This is a genomic window from Acinetobacter sp. BWR-L5, assembly GCF_039655985.1.
Taxonomy (GTDB): domain Bacteria; phylum Pseudomonadota; class Gammaproteobacteria; order Pseudomonadales; family Moraxellaceae; genus Acinetobacter; species Acinetobacter johnsonii.
In genome coordinates this window covers 107885-126996 of record NZ_JAGFEV010000008.1, presented here as the reverse complement: position 1 = coordinate 126996, position 19112 = coordinate 107885, and the positions used below count along the sequence as shown (strand labels likewise).

The 19112-nt window shown below is 44.4% G+C and carries 21 protein-coding genes; 4 read left to right on the top strand and 17 right to left on the bottom strand.

Translation table 11 applies throughout. From position 1 onward, the window contains the following. Positions 1 to 16 precede the first annotated feature (16 nt). A complete protein-coding gene (locus tag JZ787_RS14705) occupies positions 17 to 1153 on the top strand; it encodes a TDT family transporter (protein ID WP_346312703.1) in 1137 nt (378 codons plus the stop codon). A 131-nt stretch (positions 1154 to 1284) separates the two neighbouring features. After that, on the top strand, positions 1285 to 1845 hold the full coding sequence (locus JZ787_RS14700; protein WP_346312702.1) for a 5'-nucleosidase: 561 nt from the start codon (positions 1285 to 1287) through the stop codon (positions 1843 to 1845). A gap of 60 nt (positions 1846 to 1905) precedes the next feature. Here the strand turns inward: JZ787_RS14700 and JZ787_RS14695 are convergent, their stop codons facing one another. The 14 genes from JZ787_RS14695 to ubiG form a co-directional block, all read right to left on the bottom strand. After that, positions 1906 to 2544 (bottom strand): TetR/AcrR family transcriptional regulator, encoded by a 639-nt coding sequence (locus JZ787_RS14695; protein WP_004684172.1) that lies wholly within the window; start codon positions 2542 to 2544, stop codon positions 1906 to 1908. 359 nt (positions 2545 to 2903) lie between these two features. Then, positions 2904 to 3704, bottom strand: a complete 801-nt coding sequence (locus JZ787_RS14690) for an ATP-binding cassette domain-containing protein (protein WP_178928699.1) — start codon at positions 3702 to 3704, stop codon at positions 2904 to 2906. Between the two features lie 10 nt (positions 3705 to 3714). After that, entirely contained in the window at positions 3715 to 4530 is an 816-nt protein-coding gene (gene ssuC / locus JZ787_RS14685; RefSeq protein ID WP_178928700.1) for an aliphatic sulfonate ABC transporter permease SsuC, read from the bottom strand. Further along, complete coding sequence (gene ssuD / locus JZ787_RS14680; RefSeq protein ID WP_346312701.1) at positions 4530 to 5705, bottom strand: FMNH2-dependent alkanesulfonate monooxygenase; 1176 nt, start codon at positions 5703 to 5705, stop codon at positions 4530 to 4532. The genes ssuC and ssuD overlap by 1 nt, the downstream gene beginning before the upstream one ends. Before the next feature lie 26 nt (positions 5706 to 5731). Beyond that, positions 5732 to 6727, bottom strand: coding sequence for an aliphatic sulfonate ABC transporter substrate-binding protein (locus JZ787_RS14675; RefSeq protein WP_346312700.1), 996 nt, complete (start codon positions 6725 to 6727; stop codon positions 5732 to 5734). A 10-nt stretch (positions 6728 to 6737) separates the two neighbouring features. Further along, positions 6738 to 7703, bottom strand: a complete 966-nt coding sequence (locus tag JZ787_RS14670; protein ID WP_346312699.1) for a sulfonate ABC transporter substrate-binding protein — start codon at positions 7701 to 7703, stop codon at positions 6738 to 6740. Between the two features lie 331 nt (positions 7704 to 8034). After that, positions 8035 to 9387: an amino-acid N-acetyltransferase gene (gene argA, locus JZ787_RS14665; RefSeq protein ID WP_234950910.1), complete on the bottom strand. Its 1353-nt coding sequence runs from the start codon at positions 9385 to 9387 to the stop codon at positions 8035 to 8037. A 124-nt stretch (positions 9388 to 9511) separates the two neighbouring features. Beyond that, entirely contained in the window at positions 9512 to 9868 is a 357-nt protein-coding gene (locus tag JZ787_RS14660; protein WP_346312698.1) for an RcnB family protein, read from the bottom strand. 297 nt (positions 9869 to 10165) lie between these two features. Next, positions 10166 to 10549 (bottom strand): RcnB family protein, encoded by a 384-nt coding sequence (locus tag JZ787_RS14655; protein WP_004983820.1) that lies wholly within the window; start codon positions 10547 to 10549, stop codon positions 10166 to 10168. 246 nt (positions 10550 to 10795) lie between these two features. After that, positions 10796 to 10951, bottom strand: a complete 156-nt coding sequence (locus JZ787_RS14650) for a hypothetical protein (RefSeq protein ID WP_279690488.1) — start codon at positions 10949 to 10951, stop codon at positions 10796 to 10798. Between the two features lie 150 nt (positions 10952 to 11101). Then, entirely contained in the window at positions 11102 to 11521 is a 420-nt protein-coding gene (locus tag JZ787_RS14645) for a hypothetical protein (RefSeq protein ID WP_346312711.1), read from the bottom strand. 153 nt (positions 11522 to 11674) lie between these two features. Continuing rightward, positions 11675 to 12421 carry a YciK family oxidoreductase gene (locus JZ787_RS14640; RefSeq protein WP_005401600.1) on the bottom strand — a complete coding sequence of 249 codons (747 nt, stop codon included), beginning with the start codon at positions 12419 to 12421 and terminating at the stop codon, positions 11675 to 11677. 36 nt (positions 12422 to 12457) lie between these two features. Beyond that, complete coding sequence (locus JZ787_RS14635) at positions 12458 to 13153, bottom strand: HAD-IA family hydrolase (protein WP_346312697.1); 696 nt, start codon at positions 13151 to 13153, stop codon at positions 12458 to 12460. Continuing rightward, on the bottom strand, positions 13150 to 13866 hold the full coding sequence (gene ubiG, locus JZ787_RS14630; protein WP_346312696.1) for a bifunctional 2-polyprenyl-6-hydroxyphenol methylase/3-demethylubiquinol 3-O-methyltransferase UbiG: 717 nt from the start codon (positions 13864 to 13866) through the stop codon (positions 13150 to 13152). Before ubiG ends, JZ787_RS14635 begins: the two co-directional genes overlap by 4 nt. A 180-nt stretch (positions 13867 to 14046) precedes the next feature. On the opposite strand from ubiG, the gene JZ787_RS14625 reads away from it, so the two are divergent. After that, complete coding sequence (locus JZ787_RS14625; protein ID WP_346312695.1) at positions 14047 to 14664, top strand: thiol:disulfide interchange protein DsbA/DsbL; 618 nt, start codon at positions 14047 to 14049, stop codon at positions 14662 to 14664. A gap of 73 nt (positions 14665 to 14737) precedes the next feature. Here the strand turns inward: JZ787_RS14625 and JZ787_RS14620 are convergent, their stop codons facing one another. Both JZ787_RS14620 and JZ787_RS14615 read right to left on the bottom strand, forming a co-directional pair. Next, positions 14738 to 16372 carry a Wzy polymerase domain-containing protein gene (locus tag JZ787_RS14620; RefSeq protein WP_346312694.1) on the bottom strand — a complete coding sequence of 545 codons (1635 nt, stop codon included), beginning with the start codon at positions 16370 to 16372 and terminating at the stop codon, positions 14738 to 14740. A gap of 108 nt (positions 16373 to 16480) precedes the next feature. Further along, the gene (locus tag JZ787_RS14615; protein ID WP_160362098.1) at positions 16481 to 17158 is read right to left on the bottom strand and encodes a TetR family transcriptional regulator; all 678 of its coding nucleotides are present in this window, start codon (positions 17156 to 17158) and stop codon (positions 16481 to 16483) included. Positions 17159 to 17319: 161 nt separating this feature from the next. On the opposite strand from JZ787_RS14615, the gene rph reads away from it, so the two are divergent. Beyond that, complete coding sequence (rph, locus tag JZ787_RS14610) at positions 17320 to 18036, top strand: ribonuclease PH (protein WP_004684198.1); 717 nt, start codon at positions 17320 to 17322, stop codon at positions 18034 to 18036. Between the two features lie 73 nt (positions 18037 to 18109). Here the strand turns inward: rph and nadC are convergent, their stop codons facing one another. Next, on the bottom strand, positions 18110 to 18955 hold the full coding sequence (gene nadC, locus JZ787_RS14605; protein WP_346312693.1) for a carboxylating nicotinate-nucleotide diphosphorylase: 846 nt from the start codon (positions 18953 to 18955) through the stop codon (positions 18110 to 18112). Positions 18956 to 19112 lie beyond the last annotated feature (157 nt).

The window sequence follows — 19112 nt, the reverse complement described above, 5'->3', positions numbered from 1 at the left end:
AAATGAGGCCGAACTCATGCAAAAACCATTTACACAACTTGGACAGCGCCACAATATCATTCGTCAGTTCACTCCCAACTGGTTCACTGTCAGTATGGGAACAGGTGTTGTGGCGTTAATTGTATCAGAGTTTCCGATGTTAAAGGCACTCACATGGCAACTTGGCACAGGGCTGTGGTATTTCAATATTTTATTGTTCGTACTTTTTAGTGTGCTATATGGCTTACGTTGGGCATTTTATCCGCACGAAGCCAAACAGATTTTTCAACATCCAAGCATGAGCCTATTTTTAGGTACGATTCCGATGGCGCTGGCCACCATCCTCAATGGCTTTTTAAAGTATGGTCAGCCTATTTATGGCGACACAGCTGTACAGATTGCGCAAGCGCTCTGGTATGCCGATGTGGTCTTGGCGCTCTTGGTGGCGTGGGCAGTTCCTTTTGCCATGTATCGACATCAGGAGCATGCTTTACAGCAGATGACCGCGGTGTGGTTATTGCCAATCGTGGCCTGTGAAGTTGCAGCCAGCAGTGGTGGTTTATTACTGGGGCATTTGGCAGCTGATACTCATGCCGTTGCGATTTTATTGGGTAGTTATGTGTTGTGGGGTGTTTCAGTATTACCCGCCTTTGCAATTTTAACGATTTTAATGTTGCGTTTGGTCTTACATAAATTGCCTGAAAAAGAGTTGGCGGTCAGCAGTTGGTTGGCTTTGGGGCCGATAGGCACTGCTGCTTTGGCGTTATTGGTTTTAGGACATCAGGCACCGACGCTGATGGCGAGTTTGGGCTTAGCACAACTGGGTCAGTTATTTCATCAGGCAGGGATTTTAGCCAGTTTAATCCTGCTGGGTTTTGGACTGTGGTGGTTGGGAATTGCGGTACTCACGACTTTGCACCATGCCAAACAGGACTTACCGTTTAATTTGGGTTGGTGGGGACTGACCTTCCCATTGGGCGTGTATACACTCGCAATCTTAAACTTAGCCCAACAACTCAACTTGGCTTTCTTGTATGCCGTTGGCTATGCTTTTGCAGCCATACTGATGTTGTTATGGAGCTTGGTCGCAACCAAGACGGCACACGGTTTTTATCAAGGTCATTTGTTCTTTTCGCCGTGCTTAAAAACATATTTAGAACAGCAGTATAAATGAGGTCTACAATCCTTTCAGTTTAAAGCGCCTCTGGCCTTATACACTTTGGTGTAGCAGAGACCAGAGGCGCTTTTCTTTCGGATCGATTTGTTTTCTAATGGCACGCATGAAGTCTGTTAATTGAGTATTTTATGTCAGATGTTGCATTGATCATGGCTTTGCCAAATGAGTCTAAAGGATTGTTTGAGCAAGCAGGGATTGAAGTTCACTACAGCGGTATTGGTAAAGTCAACGCGGCCTATAAAGCATTTGAAGTGATTCAAAAAACAGGCTGTAAAACCCTGATTAATTTAGGTACAGCAGGCAGTACTTATTTTGATAAGCATGAATTGGTTGAAGTTTCTCAATTTGTACAACGCGACATGGATGTCTCTCCACTGGGTTTCGCTGTCGGTTTTACCCCATTTGACACCATGCATCCTGCGGAAATTCATTTAGAACCGTTTTTCCAACAACTCCGCACTGGTATCTGTGGAACAGGGGATAGCTTTGAAACGGGTGAACCCAAAGTACCGTGTCATTTGGTTGATATGGAAGGATATGCGCTGGCAAAGGTCTGTAAAAAACAGGGTGTCCGTCTGATTTCGGTCAAATATATTTCAGATGGTGCCAACGACACCGCGCATTTGGACTGGGAAAACAATTTGTTATTGGGAGCTCAGAAATTATTAGCATTATTTGAAAGTATCTGAGGCTTTGATTCTGTCTTTTTCAATTCGGCGACCATAGAGTGCTATGGTCGTATGCCAAAATTACTCAGCTTTGAATAATTCAGACGGTGTTCGCGGGATCACGCCATACAGCATCATATGCACGGTATGTTGAATGACTCGTTGTTGCATACTGCGGTTACGTAGGGTTTTACCTGTTACCATTTCCATTTGCGTGGCAAAATCAGCATAGTTTTGTGTTAATGCCCAAATGTTGAGGATTAACAGCTCAGGGTCTATTTCAGTTGAAATTTTACCTTGCTCTTGCCAATTGCTAATGACTTTGGCTTTACGTTTGACCAACTTCTTTAAAGGCCCTTTAAGGATTTCCAAAATATGCGGAGCTCCTTGGATCACTTCTAAAGCAAACAAGCGAGACGCTTTCGGTTGAGTCCGAGAAACCTCAATTTTTTGCAATAAGTAGTTGGTGATCGCTTCTTCCGGCTCTAAGTCAGCTTCTAACATCTGTAGTGGGGCTAACCATTTTTGTAAAACCGTCGTTAAAACTTCAACGTACAAAGCTTCTTTATTTTCATAGTAATAGAAAATATTCGATTTGTGCATTTCAGCAATCTGTGCGATTTCATCTAAGCTTGCTCCATTAAATCCATAGAGCGAGAAGACATCTAATGCAGCATTCAGCAGCTGGTGGCGTTTTTGAGTACTCTTTTTCTGTTCCATTCTCTAATTTAAAAAACAATAAAAAGGGGGAAGGACAAATTGTACGGCAAATCATCAGATTTGTGCACAAAGTGGAAATTTAATTTTTTGAATAATGATCATTTATTCTGTAGATTGACTCTTAAAGTGCGATAAATTCTAAAAGTTGTCCAATAAAATATAATTATATAAAAACTATTTTGTCTAAACTATATGAAATGATTCAATGTGAAGTGGTATGTTTGGATAAAAATAACGTGAAATTTATTACATTATTTAAAATAAAGTATGCTTAAGTCATATGACAGTCTTCTGCTTTTTTTACTAAAATTCAGCATAAAAAATCCTTAGCCCCCCAAGCTAAGGATTTTTTAGTCTACTTATGTGGCTAAAACCGCATTTAACACCTGCTGTTCAAGGGTATTGAACTGCATATCTTTGACGCGAGGGCGGGGCAGGTCGACTTGAAACTCTTTGGCAATATGGCCACGGTCTAGCAAAATAATCCTATCGGCCAGTTGAACGGCTTCACTGACATCATGGGTGACCAAAATGGCGGTAAAGCCTTGTTCCGTCCATAATTTTTCAATCAAATTCTGCATGTCTAAGCGGGTTAAGGCGTCGAGTGCACCCAAAGGTTCATCGAGCAATAAAATCCGTGGTTTATGCGATAAAGCGCGTGCCAAAGCGGTCCGTTGACGCTGTCCCCCAGAGAGCTGCGAAGGCCAAAGCCCCGCTTTTTCTTTGAGTCCGACTTTTTCAAGCAGACCCGAGGCTGTGGCATGTTGTTGTTTCGGCAGCCCCAGTTGTACGTTTTGTTCAATTGAACGCCAAGGTAGCAGTCGTGGATCTTGGAACATGACCCGTATATCGTCTGCGGTAATCCCTTCGCGGAGGTGTCGCGCGGACTTAAATTTAATTTCGCCGTAGCTTTGTTGTTCTAGGTTGGCAATCAGGCGCAGCAGGGTACTTTTACCACAACCGCTGCGTCCGACAATGGCTAAAAACTCACCTGGCTGAATATGTAGATCTAAGTCTTCAAGGACTTTAACTGAACCATAAAACTTATGCAGTTGTTCGATAATAATTTCGGCCCCAAGCACCGCTTGAGGATTGATGTCTTGATTGTGATTTGGCGGCGACGGAATAGCGGCATGGCGACCAAGGCTTAAATCAGTCATCTCAGACTCCTTATTTTTGGTATCCTGCATGCCAGCGCAGCAGGTATTTTTCTAATGTGACGGCCAGTACATCAGCCAATTTTCCAAGTAGGGCATACAGTAAAATCCCCACCAAAACGATGTCAGTCTGTAAAAATTCACGTGCATTCATGGTCATATAACCGATACCAGCTTGGGCTGAAATGGTTTCGGCAACGATCAGCAGAACCCAAACCAAACCCAGTGAAAAGCGTAGTCCGACTAAAATAGAGGGCATCGCACCTGGTAAAATAATTTCTTTATACAATTGCCAACGGGTCAAGCCATAGCTTTTCCCCATTTCAATCAGTTGTGGATCTACCGAACGTATGCCGTGATAGGTGTTGATGTAAATGGGAAAAAAGACCCCGACCGCAACCAAAAAAAGCTTGGCGGTTTCATCAATCCCGAACCATAAGATCACCAACGGAATAAGTGCTAGTGCAGGAATATTTCGGATCATCTGTAGGGTGGTGTCGAGCAGGGTTGACGCCGTTTTTGATGAACCATTTAACAAACCCAGAAATAGACCTAAACCCCCACCCACCAATAGGCCGAGTAAGGCACGCCCTGCACTGACTTGCACATGCTTCCAAAGTTCTCCACTCAGCAGCAAGTTCCAGAAGGCAGTAACCACCGCCGTTGGTGCAGGTAAAATCCGACTTTCTAAAAGTCCTGTGCTGGAGGCAATTTGCCAAAGCACAATCAAGCCGATAGGAAAGAGCCAAGGCAGCAATAGCTGCCCCAACTGAGTTCCACGTGAAACCTTTTCCTGCTGGAGGGTTTGCACTGAAACGATTTTGGACATTAGGCAGGCTCCTGAATCACTTTGGTTTTTTTGTTTTCATCGGGTGTGTAGTTGTTTGCCACAATCTCACCAAAGGGGCCTGTTAAATTTGGCTGTGCTAACTTTGCTTGAGTTTCAAGCGGTAGGAGTGGGAACACCAACTCGGCAAAACGAATCGACTCTTCAAGATGTGGATAGCCTGAGAAAATAAAGGTGTTGATGCCCAAGTCGGCATATTCTTGAATACGGGCTGCAACCGTTTCAGGGTCACCGACCAATGCCGTACCTGCACCCCCACGAACCAGACCTACGCCTGCCCAAAGGTTTGGGGACACTTCAAGTTTGCTGCGGTCACCATTGTGTAGTTCAGCCATGCGACGTTGACCAACCGAGTCCATGCTCTTAAATTTGGCCTGTGCTGCAGCAATGGTGGCATCATCGACATATTGAATGAGCTCTTCCGCCGCTTGCCATGCTTGTTCATTGGTTTCACGCACAATCACATGCAGACGTATGCCATAGTTGAGCGTACGGCCTTTGGCTTCGGCTTTGGCACGGACAGTGTCAATTTTGTCTTTAACAGCAGCAGGAGGTTCGCCCCATGTCAGATAAGTGTCAACCTGATCCGTAGCCAACTCGATGGCATCATCCGATGAGCCGCCAAACCAAAGTGGAGGGTAGGGTTGTTGCACAGGTGGATATAGTAGTTTGGCATCATCTACCTTTAGACGTTCGCCGTGAAAGGTAAAGCTTTCACCTGTATGGGAGCGGGTTAAAATCTCACGCCAAATTTTGACGTATTCATTGGCAGTTTTATAGCGAGTGGAGTGGTCTTCATAAACGCCATCGCCTTGCAGTTCTTTTTCATCGCCACCTGTCACCAAGTTCAATAAAACCCGACCATTGGAGAGACGGTCAAAGGTGGCTGCCATCCGTGCAGCCAGTGCCGGAGTGGTCACGCCTGGACGCAGTGCAACTAGGAATTTTAATTTTTTTGTGGCATCAATTAGGCTGGCTGCGGTCAACCATGGGTCTTCACATGAACGACCTGTTGGAATCAGCACCCCTTCATAACCCAAATTATCCACGGCAACCGCAATCTGTTTCATATAGGCATGGTCCACTTGACGAGCACCTTTGCTGGTACCTAAGTAGCGACTGTCACCGTGAGTTGGGATAAACCAGAAAATTTTCATTTTAAAAAATCCTTAGATAGAGTCGTTTAAGGTTTGCTCGGTGCAACCCAAACGGTACTTTGAACTTGAATGTGTTTCGGAATGAGCTGGACTTGTTGGAACAAATCCGCAATTTGTTGTTGTGCTTGCACCACTTCAGGCGTCAGGGTTTGAATTGGTGAAGGCTTCAGACGTTTGTCGATGACGCGTTGGGCAATAGAGGGCTGTAAACCCGTACTTTGGGTATAGACGGAAAGTGCTTGCGCTTGGTTTTTTAGCACCCATTGATCGGCCAAATTTAGCCCGTGAATGAACTGAGCCGTGGCCTCAGGGTGGGTCTGAATGAACTTGGGGTTACCAATATAAAAAGAATAGGTTTGTGGAAAAGCTGTGCCATCAATCAAGACTTTGGCCTGTGCATCTTGCTCTGCTGCACTGAGGTAGGGTTCCCAAATGGCCCATGCATCGATGGATTGTTTATCAAACGCGGCACGCGCATCCGCAGGGGGCAGCCAAATCGGTTGAATGTCCTGCCAACTGAGCCCTGCTTTTTGTAAGACTTTCGCCAGTAACTCATGTGCGCTTGAGCCGCGTTGTACCGCAATCCGCTTACCTTTTAGGTCTTGAATTGAATCAATGGTACTATTTTTAGCAATCAACAGCGCTTGAGCATTGGCTGGAACTTGCTCATAGCCGACATAACTGAGTTCTTTGTCAGCGGCTTGGGCAAAGATCGGTGGGGTATTGCCCACAGAGCCAAAATCAACTGCACCGACGGCCAAGGCTTCTAGCATTTGTGGGCCAGCAGGGAACTCTTTCCATTCAATTTTGGCTTGAGGAAATTGCTGCTCAAATAATTTTTGCTCACGTGCGACCAACAGGTTCAAAGACGACTTTTGGTAGCCAATCGACAGAGTTTTAACTGGAGCTGCTGTCTGCTTTTCTGGCGTATTTGTTGCTGCCGTGTCTTGCTTTTGGCATGCCCCGAGTCCCAGACTCAAGGTGACGATACCAATACTGGAAACTGTTTTAAGTGTTTTCATAATGATCTCGTTATTTTTGTTTAATAATGGCAGCGTCAATATTCAGCTGGTTTGGAATCAGTTTTTGTTGATAGAAAGCATCCGCAACGTACTGCTGTTTTTTTGCGACTTCGGCTGAAATGGGTTGAACGCCAAAGCCCATACGGCCAATCGAGCTTTGTAAAATGTCTAAAGACAAGCCTGTCGGTTTTTCTAACAATTTGGCTGCCTGTTGTTGATTTTGTTCGACCCACTGTGTGGTGGTGTTGAGTTCATTCACGACCGTTTTTAAGACTTCTGGATGCGCTTCGGCAAACTTGCGATCGGCCAAATAGAACTGATGATTACTGACTAAGTTTTCTCCGGTAGCAATCACACGTGCTGAGATTTGGTGTTCAGCGGCAGCAAAGAAGGGATCCCAAATGACCCAAGCATCAACTGCACCACGTTCAAATGCGGCACGTGCATCCGATGGCGGAAGATACACCGCTTCAATATCAGAAAGTTTCAGGTTATTTGCTTCTAACAGTTTGAGTAGCAGGTAATGCACATTTGAACCTTTGTTGAGTGCAATCCGTTTGCCTTTTAAATCTTGGATGCTTTGAATCTTTGAGTTTTTTTGTACGATCAGTGCTTCTGCTTTAGGTGCAGCAGGTTGGTTGGCAATGTAAACCAAGTTCGAATTTGCAGCTTGTGCGAAAATCGGAGGGGCTTCACCTGCTTCACCAAAGACCACACTGCCGACATTTAAGCCTTCGAGGAGCTGTGGACCTGCAGGAAACTCGACCCATTTCACTTGGACATTTTGTGCTTTAAGCGCCGTTTCTAAAGTGCCACGCTCTTTAACGATGGGCAAAATGCCATATTTTTGAAAGCCAATATTGAGTGTGACGGTTTCAGCTTCTTTTTTCCCACATCCAGATAACATCATGGCACCCACGACTGCTGCAGAAAGAACGCTTGTTTTGATCCAGAACTGTGCTCGAGAAGTGCTCATGTGTTTCATAACTCCAAATAAATAAGGTGAGTGAGTTGGTGAACACATACGCTAATAGGCATTTCTTTTCAGAAAAAATAAGAAATCGGGCTTTAGACATGAAAAAAAAAGATAAAAACAAAAGTGCAAAACTTATGCAAAAAACAGCAATATAAAAAACATAAAATATAAAATTTATTGAGGTTAACTTATTGATATTTATTATTTAAAAGGTATTTTTGTTTTTGGAATAAGCTTAGTGTTTCACGCAATATAGATTTGAGCGATTTTTGCGGTGTTTTCTAGATAAAGATATGAGAAATAAAGATATCCATAATCCTGCAAAAGCCACTTAAAGTGGCTTTTTAAAGACGAGTGAGTTGCGCTGATAGTTGTATAAGGCTTGGCGTGCATTGGGAAGTTCATCGACATTGGCCGTTTCAAAGCCATGTTCTAAGAACCAATGTGCAGTACGTGTGGTCAGTACAAACAACTGTTGAATGCCCATACTGCGGGCTTTACCTTCGAGATAATGCAAAATTTGGCTGCCGCGATTTGATTTGCGATAGCTAGGATCGACTGCGACACAGGCAATTTCGGCACTGCGGATTTCACCCTCTGACGCTGGCAGTGGGTAGAGCGCAGCACAGGCCAAGATCATGCCATCACGTTCAATTACCGCAAATTGCCCAATTTCGTTTTCGAGACGTTCACGCGAGCGATAAACCAAAATGCCTTCTTCTTCAAGTGGGCGTAATAGGTTAATCAGCCCGCCGACATCTTGAATGTTGGCCATACGGACTTCTTCATAATGGGCATCGGTAATCATGGTACCCGAACCATCACGCGTGAAGAGCTCCTCAACCAAGGCACCATCATAAGCATAGGAAATCAGATGGACGCGATGGACGCCGTGCGTCGAGGCTTTTTTGGCACCGCGTAAATGCACGGCAATGTCTGGATTCGAATCTTGGTATTTTTCAATTTGTGCATCGAGCTTGTGTGGCGAGATTTCGCGTTGCAACTGACCATGTTCATTGAGCAGACCATGTTGTTTGCCCAAGAAAATCAATTTGTCCGCTTTAAGATGAATCGCTGTGCGAGTCGCCACTTCTTCAGCCAGTAGGTTGAACACTTCGCCTGTGGTGGAATAGCCAGTTGGCCCGAGCAGCACAATATTGTGGTTATCCAAATGGCGTTGAATGGCATCGGTATCGACCGTACGGACTTCGCCGGTTAACTGAAAATCGACCCCATCGCGAATGCCATAGGGCTTGGCTGTGACAAAATTCCCTGAAACTACATCAATACGTGCGCCATACATCGGTGAGTTGGCCAGTCCCATCGACAGTAAGGCTTCAATTTGCAAACGAATCGAGCCCACCGCATTCATCACACAGCCCAAAGATTCTCGGGTGGTGACGCGACGATACTGATGAAATGGCGTTTGTAGTTGGCTTTGTTTTAAGTTGTGGTTGATTTGCGGACGTGCACCATGCACCAAGATCAGGCGAATCCCGAGTGAATGCAGCAGGGCAATGTCGTGAATAATATGTTGAAAGTTATCATGCTGAACGGCTTCACCATCGAACATAATCACAAAGGTTTTATTACGGTGAGCATTGATATAAGGCGCAGAATGTCGAAACCAATGCACATACTGCAAAGTTGTACTGTGATGTGTTTCGATGGAATTCGTTTGCATGCCTGTCTCAAAATGAACTGCTTAGCATGATTTTAATCAAAAAATGCAGAAGAGGAAGTCTTAAATAGAAAAACACCTGAAGCAACGTTCAGGTGTTTTATCGGTTTTGCGACACCAGCCAGAATTAACTGATAATACGCAGGATACGGTTATTGCGTTCATTGACTAAAACATAGTCACCATTGACCTTATACCATTGTTGGTAGCGTCCAGTATTGGGTAGGCGACGTGCTTCTCGGTCACTGACATGGTAACGTGATGAGTCATAGCCGCGTGGCAAAGTTTGACCTGAGCGCCAGTCACGGCTTGGGTTAACACGTTTGTTTTGGTAGCGGTTGTCATTGTCCCAACGGCGGTCATCGCGATGATCCCAACCGGAGTTGTGATCATGCGAGCGGTCATAGTACTGCGGTGCTGCCATTGCAGATGTAGCCATGAGCGCGCCTAAAGAGAGTGTGATTGCAGTCAGAATTTTTTTCATTGCTTTCGTCCAGTATTTGTCTTGTTTCGATCATTCAAAATTAGCGAATAACTCTAGAGAAAGCGTGAGGGCTATTTAGGTGAATTGTGAAATGTATGAAGAGACTGAGGAGATTGTTGTTTTTCTGCAATGCTTGCAAACAAAAGCTTTGGCGCATAAAAAAACCTGAAACAACGCCTTCCATGCTGTGCCTGACTGCGGTCTCTTGAGGAATGTATGCAGTCACGCTAGTGCGGGTGAAAAGGTGTTGATTCAGGTTTCAATAATGTCGCTGCGTTGTACAAAATGAAGCGTAGATTAAAGCCCCATAATCCGCAGAATATTGTTGCTGTCTGCGTCGACTAAGATATAGTCATTATTGATTTTGTACCACTGCTGGTTTCGGTTTGGCTTTGGAAGATTATGGTCTTTATATTCGACTTTATAGCCGTTACCACGGTAATGCTGTGGCATGACATAACCTTGTTGCCATTTATGCTGTTGTAAACGTTTGACACCGCGCTCTTCGCGCATACGTCGACGATCTTGCTGATCGTCATCATCTGAATCGCGAAAGTCACGTCCGCGTGGCTCATTGCCATAGCGTGGATGATCGTGGTCAAACTGAGGGGCAGCGGTACTGAGACTGCTTGCCATCAAAGCACTGAAAGAGATTGCCAATACTGTCAAAATCTTTTTCATGTTGAATCCTCATTAAGGTAATTTCATTCTTTCCTATAATGTACGAAAAAAATGCAGAGAAACTGTGAAGATGAATTGGGTATTTATTAACAAATGCAGAGATATTAAGAAGATTATGCCCAATTCCAAGCCTGAATTAAATCATCAATTGCGCCAAAGTCCAAAGCAAACAGTCTGTATCTTCTGATTTTTGACTCATTTTGGCGACACAGATCCCCCTTTGTCAAAGAATGCATAGTGCATTATTTAATTCCATTGCTGCGCCAGATGTTGCAATGAACGGATTGAATGAACCACTGCTTCAGCTTGGCTGGCATCTTCCAAAGCACAAATCAGGCTTTCGGGGAGTTGTAAATGATGGATATCACGAATGGTGTCATGTTTACGTTGTAAATCAGCCATGCTGCATCCTTATTTTCAATTCTTGATCAATCAGAATGATAAATAGGAAATCTTAAGCTGAAAAACCGAATATTTTTATTAAAGTAATTTAAAAATACGATTTAAAATATCGAGCTAGCCAAGCTGAGTTTTCAACTTGGCTGATTCGGCTTAATAAGCGTAGTTGAGGTCGGTATAATCACTCAATGACTTCTGCACATGCGCTTGGATAAATTCACGTACATCTGCTGTGGTCATCGGTTCACCATTTTTACTGATGGCATGCTCAATGTCGGGCTGACCTTCAATCTTGATGCGATAAACAAAGCTTTTCTTGGCTCTGTATTGTTCATCATCCTTGGCAATGACCGTCACGTAGTGATAGCTATGTTCAAAGTTCAAGTCGGTATGGGCAAAAACAAACTGGTCGAAAAGTTTCAGTGTGGCACCATTTTCCAATGCTTGAAGTTCCTCCACAATACTGGCTTCAAACTTCATTCCATATTTCTCTGAAATGGGTTGTTGGTCAATCAATAGGCTAACCATGCCATCTTCAGTGGGTTGTACAGTGATGTTGCTCAAGTCCGTCATGGCGTATGCTTCAAAAATGGAGTTGAGCATCAGTATCCGCAAAAATTGAAAAAAGACAACCTTTTCTGAACCTTGAAATCATGTTGCAGATGACTAAGCTTCAGTTTGATACATAAAAAAAGGAAGCCGAAGCTTCCTTTTGAGCGAATGCTTTTAGTCTTGTGCATCAATACTTTGACCATTCATATGCAAACTGTCATCGCCCATCAAGTACAGATAGGCAGGCATGATATTTTCAGGCGTTGGCAATGTTTTTGGATCTTCATCGGGATAGGCTTTGGCACGCATTGCAGTGCGGGTCGCCCCTGGATTGATACAGTTAAAGCGGATATTCGGTGAGGTATTTTCTTTAGCAAATAGTTGGCTGACCGCTTCAATCGCGATCTTAGACACGGAATATGCGCCCCAACGTTCACGCGTTTCACGTCCGACACCTGAGCTGGCAAAAACCACGGAGGCATGCTCAGATTTTTTCAGGAGTGGCATTAACTCTTGAGTCATAACGAATGGCGCACGCAAGTTGACGGCCATGACATCATCCCAGACATCGACAGGATAATTTTCCAGTTCGGTGCGCTCACCCAAAATGCCCGCATTATGCAAAATGCCATCTAGGCGCCCAAACTGACGCTCTAAGGTGTCGACCAGTAATTCATAATCACGAGGAGAGGCGCTCGACAGCTGCAAGGGTAAAATTGCAGGTTGCGGCGCACCTAAGCCTTCAATTTCATCATAAATGACTTCGAGCTTATTTAAGGTACGCCCATGCAGCACCACAGTTGCGCCGTGTAGGGCGTAACTTAATGCAGCAGCACGACCAATACCATCGCCCGCACCTGTAATTAAGATGATGCGATCTTTGAGCAGATCGGGGCGAGGTTGATATTCTGAATATTTCATCATTACCTCCTCGTTATTTTGATTTTTTAATTGTGATCAAGTCAGTGAGTTGGATGGTGTAGTTTGACTCACAAGAGACTGAATAACATCGTCCAATTCAGCCACAGTCTTCACTATACAATCTGCTTGCCACGCTGTTAAGTCATCTTTGTGCGCGAATGGTAAATAACCATAAGCCGCCAAAATGGTATACATCTGCGCGTTACGACCCGCATCGATATCACGTGGATGATCGCCAACATAGATACAGTCTTGAGGCGCAATCGCGATGTGCTTGGCAGCCAAATACATCGGTTCAGGATCAGGCTTGGTCTGCGAGACATCTTCTGGGCAGACCAAAACAGCACAGCGTTCTGTCAAATTCAGCGCATCTAATAATGTTTCACTGAGCCAGCGCGGTTTATTGGTGACGATGCCCCAAGGAATCTCTTGGCTTTCCAGTTTTTCAATAAGCGGATACATGCCCGAAAACAGGTCAGTATCTACTGCGATATCGGCACCGTAGGTATCTAAAAAACGCTGACGATGTGCCAGAAAAATCGGGTCTTCGACTGTAAGTTCTGGATAAACCAATTTCACCATCGCCCGTGCACCTTCAGAGACTTGGCTACGGATCAGGTCTGCATCGACCACAGCAACGCCTTTTTCACGGCACATGTCTTGAATAATGCGAATAAAGTCGGCGGCAGTGTCGATCAGTGTGCCGTCAAGATCAAATAAGACGGCTTTCATGCAGCACCTTCTTTGACGGTATAGACCATGTAATTGACATCGACATTCGGCGCTAACCAATAGCGTTTGGTCAATGGATTGTAATGTAAACCCGTCATGTTTTTCAGTTTGAGCCCTGCGCCGCGAATATCATGTGCCAGTTCTGAGGGCTTAATGAATTTTTGATAATCGTGAGTGCCTTTGGCTAACATGCGCAGTACATATTCAGCGCCAATAATGGCAAACAGGTAGGCTTTGGGATTACGGTTAATGGTTGAGAAGAATACATGACCACCTGGTTTCACCAGTTTATGGCAGGCTTCAATGATTGAGGCTGGATTGGGCACGTGTTCCAACATTTCCATGCAGGTCACGACATCGTATTGTCCAGCTTGTTCTTCTGCGAGCTGCTCCACTGGAATTTGGCGATATTCGATATGCTCAACACCTTCTTGTTCTGCATGTAAACGTGCCACATTCAGGGGGGCTTCGCCCATATCAATGCCGAGCACATTTGCACCACGACGTGCCATACTTTCAGCTAAAATTCCGCCACCACAGCCGACATCAAGGACTTTTTTTCCATTGAGTCCACCTGCATGTTCATCAATCCAGTTTAAGCGTAGTGGGTTGATCATATGTAAAGGGCGGAACTCCGAGTGCTGATCCCACCATATGGCAGCAAATGCTTCAAATTTGGCAATTTCTTGTGGATCAACATTCAGTTGCGACATCGTCGGCACCTCAATTTAAGTCATGATATTTAAAACGTTCAATAGGGCTTAGTGTAGCGTTTATTCTAGAAAAAGCGATAAAAGCCTGAAAAAAGTTCACAGAATGAAAACGAATTTGGCATATTTGATTTATAGTATTTGCATAAACTTATCATAATGATTTTGAGGACAATAAGTTCAATGAAAAAACTCCTTTTGAGTGGCTTAGCAACCGCTGTTTTAGCAATTTCGGGCAGTGCAATGGCTGCAAATTTTGTGGCAGGTCAGGACTATATCGTTGTACCAACACCTGTACAGGTGGAAGTGCCAGGAAAAATTGAAGTCCGCGAATTCTTTTGGTATGGCTGTGGTCACTGTTTTAAACTTGAACCTCATATGCAGACTTGGTTGAAAAAGCTACCGAAAGATGTGCGTTTTGTGCGTACCCCAGCAGCCATGAATCCAGTGTGGGAGCAAGCGGCGCGAGCTTATTATGTGTCTGAGGCCTTGGGTGTACGTAAAAAGACCCACTTGACGTTATTCCATGCCATTCATGATCAAAATCAACCAATTCTAGAGCAACCTGCTTTAGCCAAGTTCTATACTCAGTTTGGTATTCCAGAAGCGAAATTTAACAGCACTTATAAATCATTTGCGATCACTTCAAAAATTGCACAAGCACAAGACTTAGCCAAGCGCTATCAACTCAGTGGCGTACCTGCGGTGACGGTGAATGGTAAATATATTGTGCAAGGTGAAGATGCTAAAGTGACTCAAGTCGTGGACTACTTAATTGAAAAAGAACGTGCTGCAAAATAAGCTGAATGTGTTTTAAGTCGTTATTCAGTTAAAAAGGCCTGCTGATGCAGGCTTTTTTATGCGTTAACGATGTTTATTGCGCAGCTGATGCCGGCTGCAATAAATCCTCATAACGCAGCTCAATTTTTCTTAAGGTTTTTAAGCGCCAAAGTTGATGACGGGCTTCGGCTTCATAGCCGTTAAAGGCCAAGAGTTTGGCAAATTTGGTCAAATCATAGGGAATCGGGTAGTTCAGCACCATTTCCTCATAGTCACGTATTTGCTCAGGGCTGACTTTGCTGTACGGATTTAACTGAATCCATTCAATGCGGCGGTTAAACTCCGACAGCAGTAAAATATGATCGTGATTGGTGAACTTTTCAGGAGTCTGTTCATAACGTGAAGCTTGATTCAGCTTCGGTACCATCAACTCATAGTCACGAATAATCAGTGCGACCAAGACCACACAGACAGTAAATGTAATCGGCATGGCAAAGCTCGGTAAAGTCCACGTTTTCACTTTTTGCTGAGATTGAATAATGCCTAGAATCAATCCGATTGGCAGCAAGAAATAAGCGTAGAACAACGGAAATTCGAGCATACCGTGAATCAGTAAAGCGCCGACCATCAGAAGGCCAATCACAGATTCGAGTGATGTCGCATGCTTTTGCAGTTGATAGCCCCAATAACTGAGATAGGCAAAAAATGGAATCGCAATCACTAAACCATTCCACACAATGAAGTCGAGAATGAAGTTGTGCGCACTTTTCACCCAAACGGGGCCTTGGAACTGATCACTGATTAGGGTGTAAGCCACACTGGTTTGATGCCAACCATAGCCAAACCAAGGTCGCTCAGCAATGGCATGAAGCATCTGTTGCCAAATGACAAGACGTGACATATCACCCGTTGCTCGCGCAACCGCATCCCGAGTTTGGGTCACTTCGACATTAGACAGCTGAGCCAATAGATGATTGAGCTGCGGAATAAAGGCAGTAAATGCAATGAACAACGCAAACCATGCGAGGGCACTATACCACTTCAGTTGAACCACACCCGTGTACTGTTGATAGAGCAAATACAGCAGTACACAAATGCTTGCGACCCATGATGTGCGGGACTGACTCAGGGCTACCGCAAATAACATCAATGCAGCACTTGCGCACAGCAGAATCGAGTTGAGTTTTTTCTTTTCAAATAGGTACAGTGTGCCGAGTAAGGACAGAATCAGAAAGCTCGCCATATTGTTCGGCTGAGCAAAGTTGGCATAAGGACGATCGCCTTTTAAGGCAGTCATACCAGGAATGTACTGTTCAATATTGAGCCATTGGCAAGTGGCGATGAGCGCTGTTATCAGACCGACCGACCAAAATACACTACACAGACCACTAAATAATTGCTCACGTTCCAAGGTTTTTTGGCTCAGGTTAAAACCTAAAACCATACTCAGCCAGAATGCAAAGATATATAAGCCACACATTAGCGCTTTGCTGAAAAAGAACAGCTCGCCAAAACCGTACTGAATGAAGGGCACGAGGCTCAACAGCAATAGCGGCAGGCTCACTTTAGGGAGCAAGAGTTTTTCTTTTAAAAATAAGGCAGAGAGTGCAAATAAAGATAAAAATGCAAACAATTCACCTGTATAGGTGACCCAAGGTCGATAATGAATGGGCAATAGCCATGCCAAGGCAATACAGACACTCGCCGCTAAAAAAAGAAAAAAACGCATAGGAGCTACAGATGAAAAAACTGGCTCTATGATAGTGAAAAAGCATCCAAGTTTGAGTAAAGCGCATTAAAAATTTTGTAATACACCAAAATTGCGTCTGTGAGCGGCTTAATGCAAGGTCGTATTGGCGTGTTTGGTTTGAGCAGATGGTCGTTGCCAATTGGAGATTCCACGGAACATGAGTTGAATCTGCACGATGGTTTGTAGTTTAAATGCAGCCTGCTGCTGTTGGAGCTTATCGGGAGCCACATCTCGACTCAAACCAATCCAGCACATGGCCCAGTTAAAGGAGGCATCCATTAGAATATTGGCCAAAACTTTGAGGTCTTCGCTGTCATGAATATGTTGCATGCTTTCAATACGGGTTAATTCATGGGCGAAGTCATCGATTAAAAAGGCAATTTCTCGCTCAACGGCAGCACGGATCAAGGCTGAACCACCCCAACGTTCTCCAATCAAGAAAATCCACTGTTCAGGATGTTGCTCTACAGCATGAAAAAATAGATCTAAACTGTGCTCAATCGTAGCATGTGGACCATAAACATAGCTTTGCCCCAATTGGGTTAACATGCTTTTGATGTGGAGCGCTGCTTGATCGACCAGCTCAAGTCCTAACTCATCCAAATCATTAAAGTGGCGATAAAAAGCGGTCGGTACTAAACCCACTTGGCGAGTGACTTCACGGAGACTAATGCGAGCAAAGGAACGTCCGGAGGTGCTGAGTTGTAATGCAGCATTCAGCAAAGCTTGGCGGCTTTGTTGTTTACGTTCTTCTCGAATCGACATAGATGATTGCCTCAGCCTCTTTTAAGCTTCAGTTTAACAAAGAATATGGCTAGGTAGGGAAACAGGCGATCAATTACAAATGCAATGCAGTCAGACAAATGCTTTGGGTCTGCTTCTGCTATACTATGCGCCAACCTATTTAGTCAGATGAAGGGCGTATTATGCGTATCGACCAACGAACATTAGATCAATTACGTGATGTCACCATTACTCGTAACTACACACGTTATGCGGAAGGTTCGGTATTGGTTGAGTTTGGTCATACCAAAGTTCTTTGTACGGCAAGTATTGATAACTCCGTACCACGCTTTTTAAAAGGCAAGGGTCAGGGCTGGGTAACCGCTGAATATGGCATGTTGCCACGTTCGACGCATACCCGTAGTGACCGTGAGGCTGCGCGTGGTAAGCAAAGTGGTCGTACTCAAGAAATTCAACGTTTGATTGGCCGTAGTCTGCGTGCCATGGTGGATTTAAAAAAACTCGGTGAAAATACCATTACCATCGACTGTGATGTGATTCAGGCAGATGGCGGTACACGTACTGCTGCGATCACTGGTGCTGCCGTGGCCCTGATTGATGCGATGAACACATTGCTTGAGAAAAAGAAAATTAAGCAAGATCCATTAAAAGGCTTAGTGGCTGCCATTTCAGTCGGTATTTTCCAAGACGAAGTGCTTTTAGACTTGTGCTATGAAGAAGACTCAAACTGCCAAACGGATTTAAACGTGGTGATGACTCAAGCTGGCGAGTTTATTGAAATTCAAGGTACGGCAGAAGATAAACCATTTACCCGTGTACAGTGCAATGCCATGTTAGAAATGGCGGAAAAGGGCATTCAAGAATTGGTGAAAAAACAACAGCAAGCACTGGGCTGGTAAGTTTTAACGCAATAAAAAACGCACTCTAGAGTGCGTTTTTTATTGCGTGTGGATTGAATGCGAACTGTTGAAATTAAGCATTAAAACGCATAGAAAGGTCGACTGCTTTGACATCTTTGGTCAACACACCCATCGAAATATAATCCACGCCTGTGCTTGCGACTTCACGTAAATTGGCAATGGTGATATTCCCTGATGCTTCCAATTTACAACGTCCTGCAACATGCTTGACCGCATCAATCATTTGTTGCTGGCTAAAGTTGTCTAACATCACGATATCAGCTTGGGCTTCCAATGCTTGCTCTAATTCCGCCCAGGTTTCAACTTCGACTTCGACAGGTTTGCCTGGGGCAATTTGATGCGCTTTGGTAATGGCTTGTGCGATGCCGCCTGCCGCCATGATGTGATTTTCTTTAATTAAAAAAGCATCGAATAAACCTAAACGATGGTTTTGACCGCCACCGACAGCGACAGCATATTTTTGGGCAATACGCAGACCCGGGAGGGTTTTACGGGTATCCAGCAATTTGGTGTTTAAGCCATCGAGCTGTTTGACATATTCCGCCGTTTTGCTGGCCACAGCAGATAGCGTTTGCACAAAGTTGAGTGCAGGGCGTTCAACCGTAAGTAAGCTGCGTGCTGAACCCGACAGTTTAAAAATGGTTTCATTGGCAAAAACCAGATCGCCATCGTTTTTTAGCCACGTGATTTGTACGCTTGGATCAAAAGCTGCAATTAATGCATTGACCCAAGGTTGACCTGCAAGAATCATGTCTTCACGGCTAATAATGGTCGCAGTCGCTTGTTCATCTTCAGGCGTCAAAAGTGCCGTAATATCGCCATCACCGATGTCTTCTTGTAATGCTTGTTGAATATTCAGTTGAATAGATTGTTCAAGCAGTTGTTGCGATATGCTCATCCGATTGTCCGTATCTTTATAGAAGCCATGAAAATTGCGCAATATATTAGCATTTTTCCTGAAAAAGGCGTGAAAATTTCAGAATCAAACGCTGACCAATTTGAGAAATGACGGGGAAAGATTTAGCATGAGAGACATTAAAAAAGATTGCCCAAAG

Coding starts and splice junctions, on each gene's coding strand:
- JZ787_RS14705 (WP_346312703.1), top strand. CDS start 17: ATGCAAAAACCATTTACACAACTTGGACAGCGCCACAATATCATTCGT.
- JZ787_RS14700 (WP_346312702.1), top strand. CDS start 1,285: ATGTCAGATGTTGCATTGATCATGGCTTTGCCAAATGAGTCTAAAGGA.
- JZ787_RS14695 (WP_004684172.1), bottom strand. CDS start 2,544: ATGGAACAGAAAAAGAGTACTCAAAAACGCCACCAGCTGCTGAATGCT.
- JZ787_RS14690 (WP_178928699.1), bottom strand. CDS start 3,704: ATGACTGATTTAAGCCTTGGTCGCCATGCCGCTATTCCGTCGCCGCCA.
- ssuC (WP_178928700.1), bottom strand. CDS start 4,530: ATGTCCAAAATCGTTTCAGTGCAAACCCTCCAGCAGGAAAAGGTTTCA.
- ssuD (WP_346312701.1), bottom strand. CDS start 5,705: ATGAAAATTTTCTGGTTTATCCCAACTCACGGTGACAGTCGCTACTTA.
- JZ787_RS14675 (WP_346312700.1), bottom strand. CDS start 6,727: ATGAAAACACTTAAAACAGTTTCCAGTATTGGTATCGTCACCTTGAGT.
- JZ787_RS14670 (WP_346312699.1), bottom strand. CDS start 7,703: ATGAGCACTTCTCGAGCACAGTTCTGGATCAAAACAAGCGTTCTTTCT.
- argA (WP_234950910.1), bottom strand. CDS start 9,387: ATGCAAACGAATTCCATCGAAACACATCACAGTACAACTTTGCAGTAT.
- JZ787_RS14660 (WP_346312698.1), bottom strand. CDS start 9,868: ATGAAAAAAATTCTGACTGCAATCACACTCTCTTTAGGCGCGCTCATG.
- JZ787_RS14655 (WP_004983820.1), bottom strand. CDS start 10,549: ATGAAAAAGATTTTGACAGTATTGGCAATCTCTTTCAGTGCTTTGATG.
- JZ787_RS14650 (WP_279690488.1), bottom strand. CDS start 10,951: ATGGCTGATTTACAACGTAAACATGACACCATTCGTGATATCCATCAT.
- JZ787_RS14645 (WP_346312711.1), bottom strand. CDS start 11,521: ATGACGGACTTGAGCAACATCACTGTACAACCCACTGAAGATGGCATG.
- JZ787_RS14640 (WP_005401600.1), bottom strand. CDS start 12,421: ATGAAATATTCAGAATATCAACCTCGCCCCGATCTGCTCAAAGATCGC.
- JZ787_RS14635 (WP_346312697.1), bottom strand. CDS start 13,153: ATGAAAGCCGTCTTATTTGATCTTGACGGCACACTGATCGACACTGCC.
- ubiG (WP_346312696.1), bottom strand. CDS start 13,866: ATGTCGCAACTGAATGTTGATCCACAAGAAATTGCCAAATTTGAAGCA.
- JZ787_RS14625 (WP_346312695.1), top strand. CDS start 14,047: ATGAAAAAACTCCTTTTGAGTGGCTTAGCAACCGCTGTTTTAGCAATT.
- JZ787_RS14620 (WP_346312694.1), bottom strand. CDS start 16,372: ATGCGTTTTTTTCTTTTTTTAGCGGCGAGTGTCTGTATTGCCTTGGCA.
- JZ787_RS14615 (WP_160362098.1), bottom strand. CDS start 17,158: ATGTCGATTCGAGAAGAACGTAAACAACAAAGCCGCCAAGCTTTGCTG.
- rph (WP_004684198.1), top strand. CDS start 17,320: ATGCGTATCGACCAACGAACATTAGATCAATTACGTGATGTCACCATT.
- nadC (WP_346312693.1), bottom strand. CDS start 18,955: ATGAGCATATCGCAACAACTGCTTGAACAATCTATTCAACTGAATATT.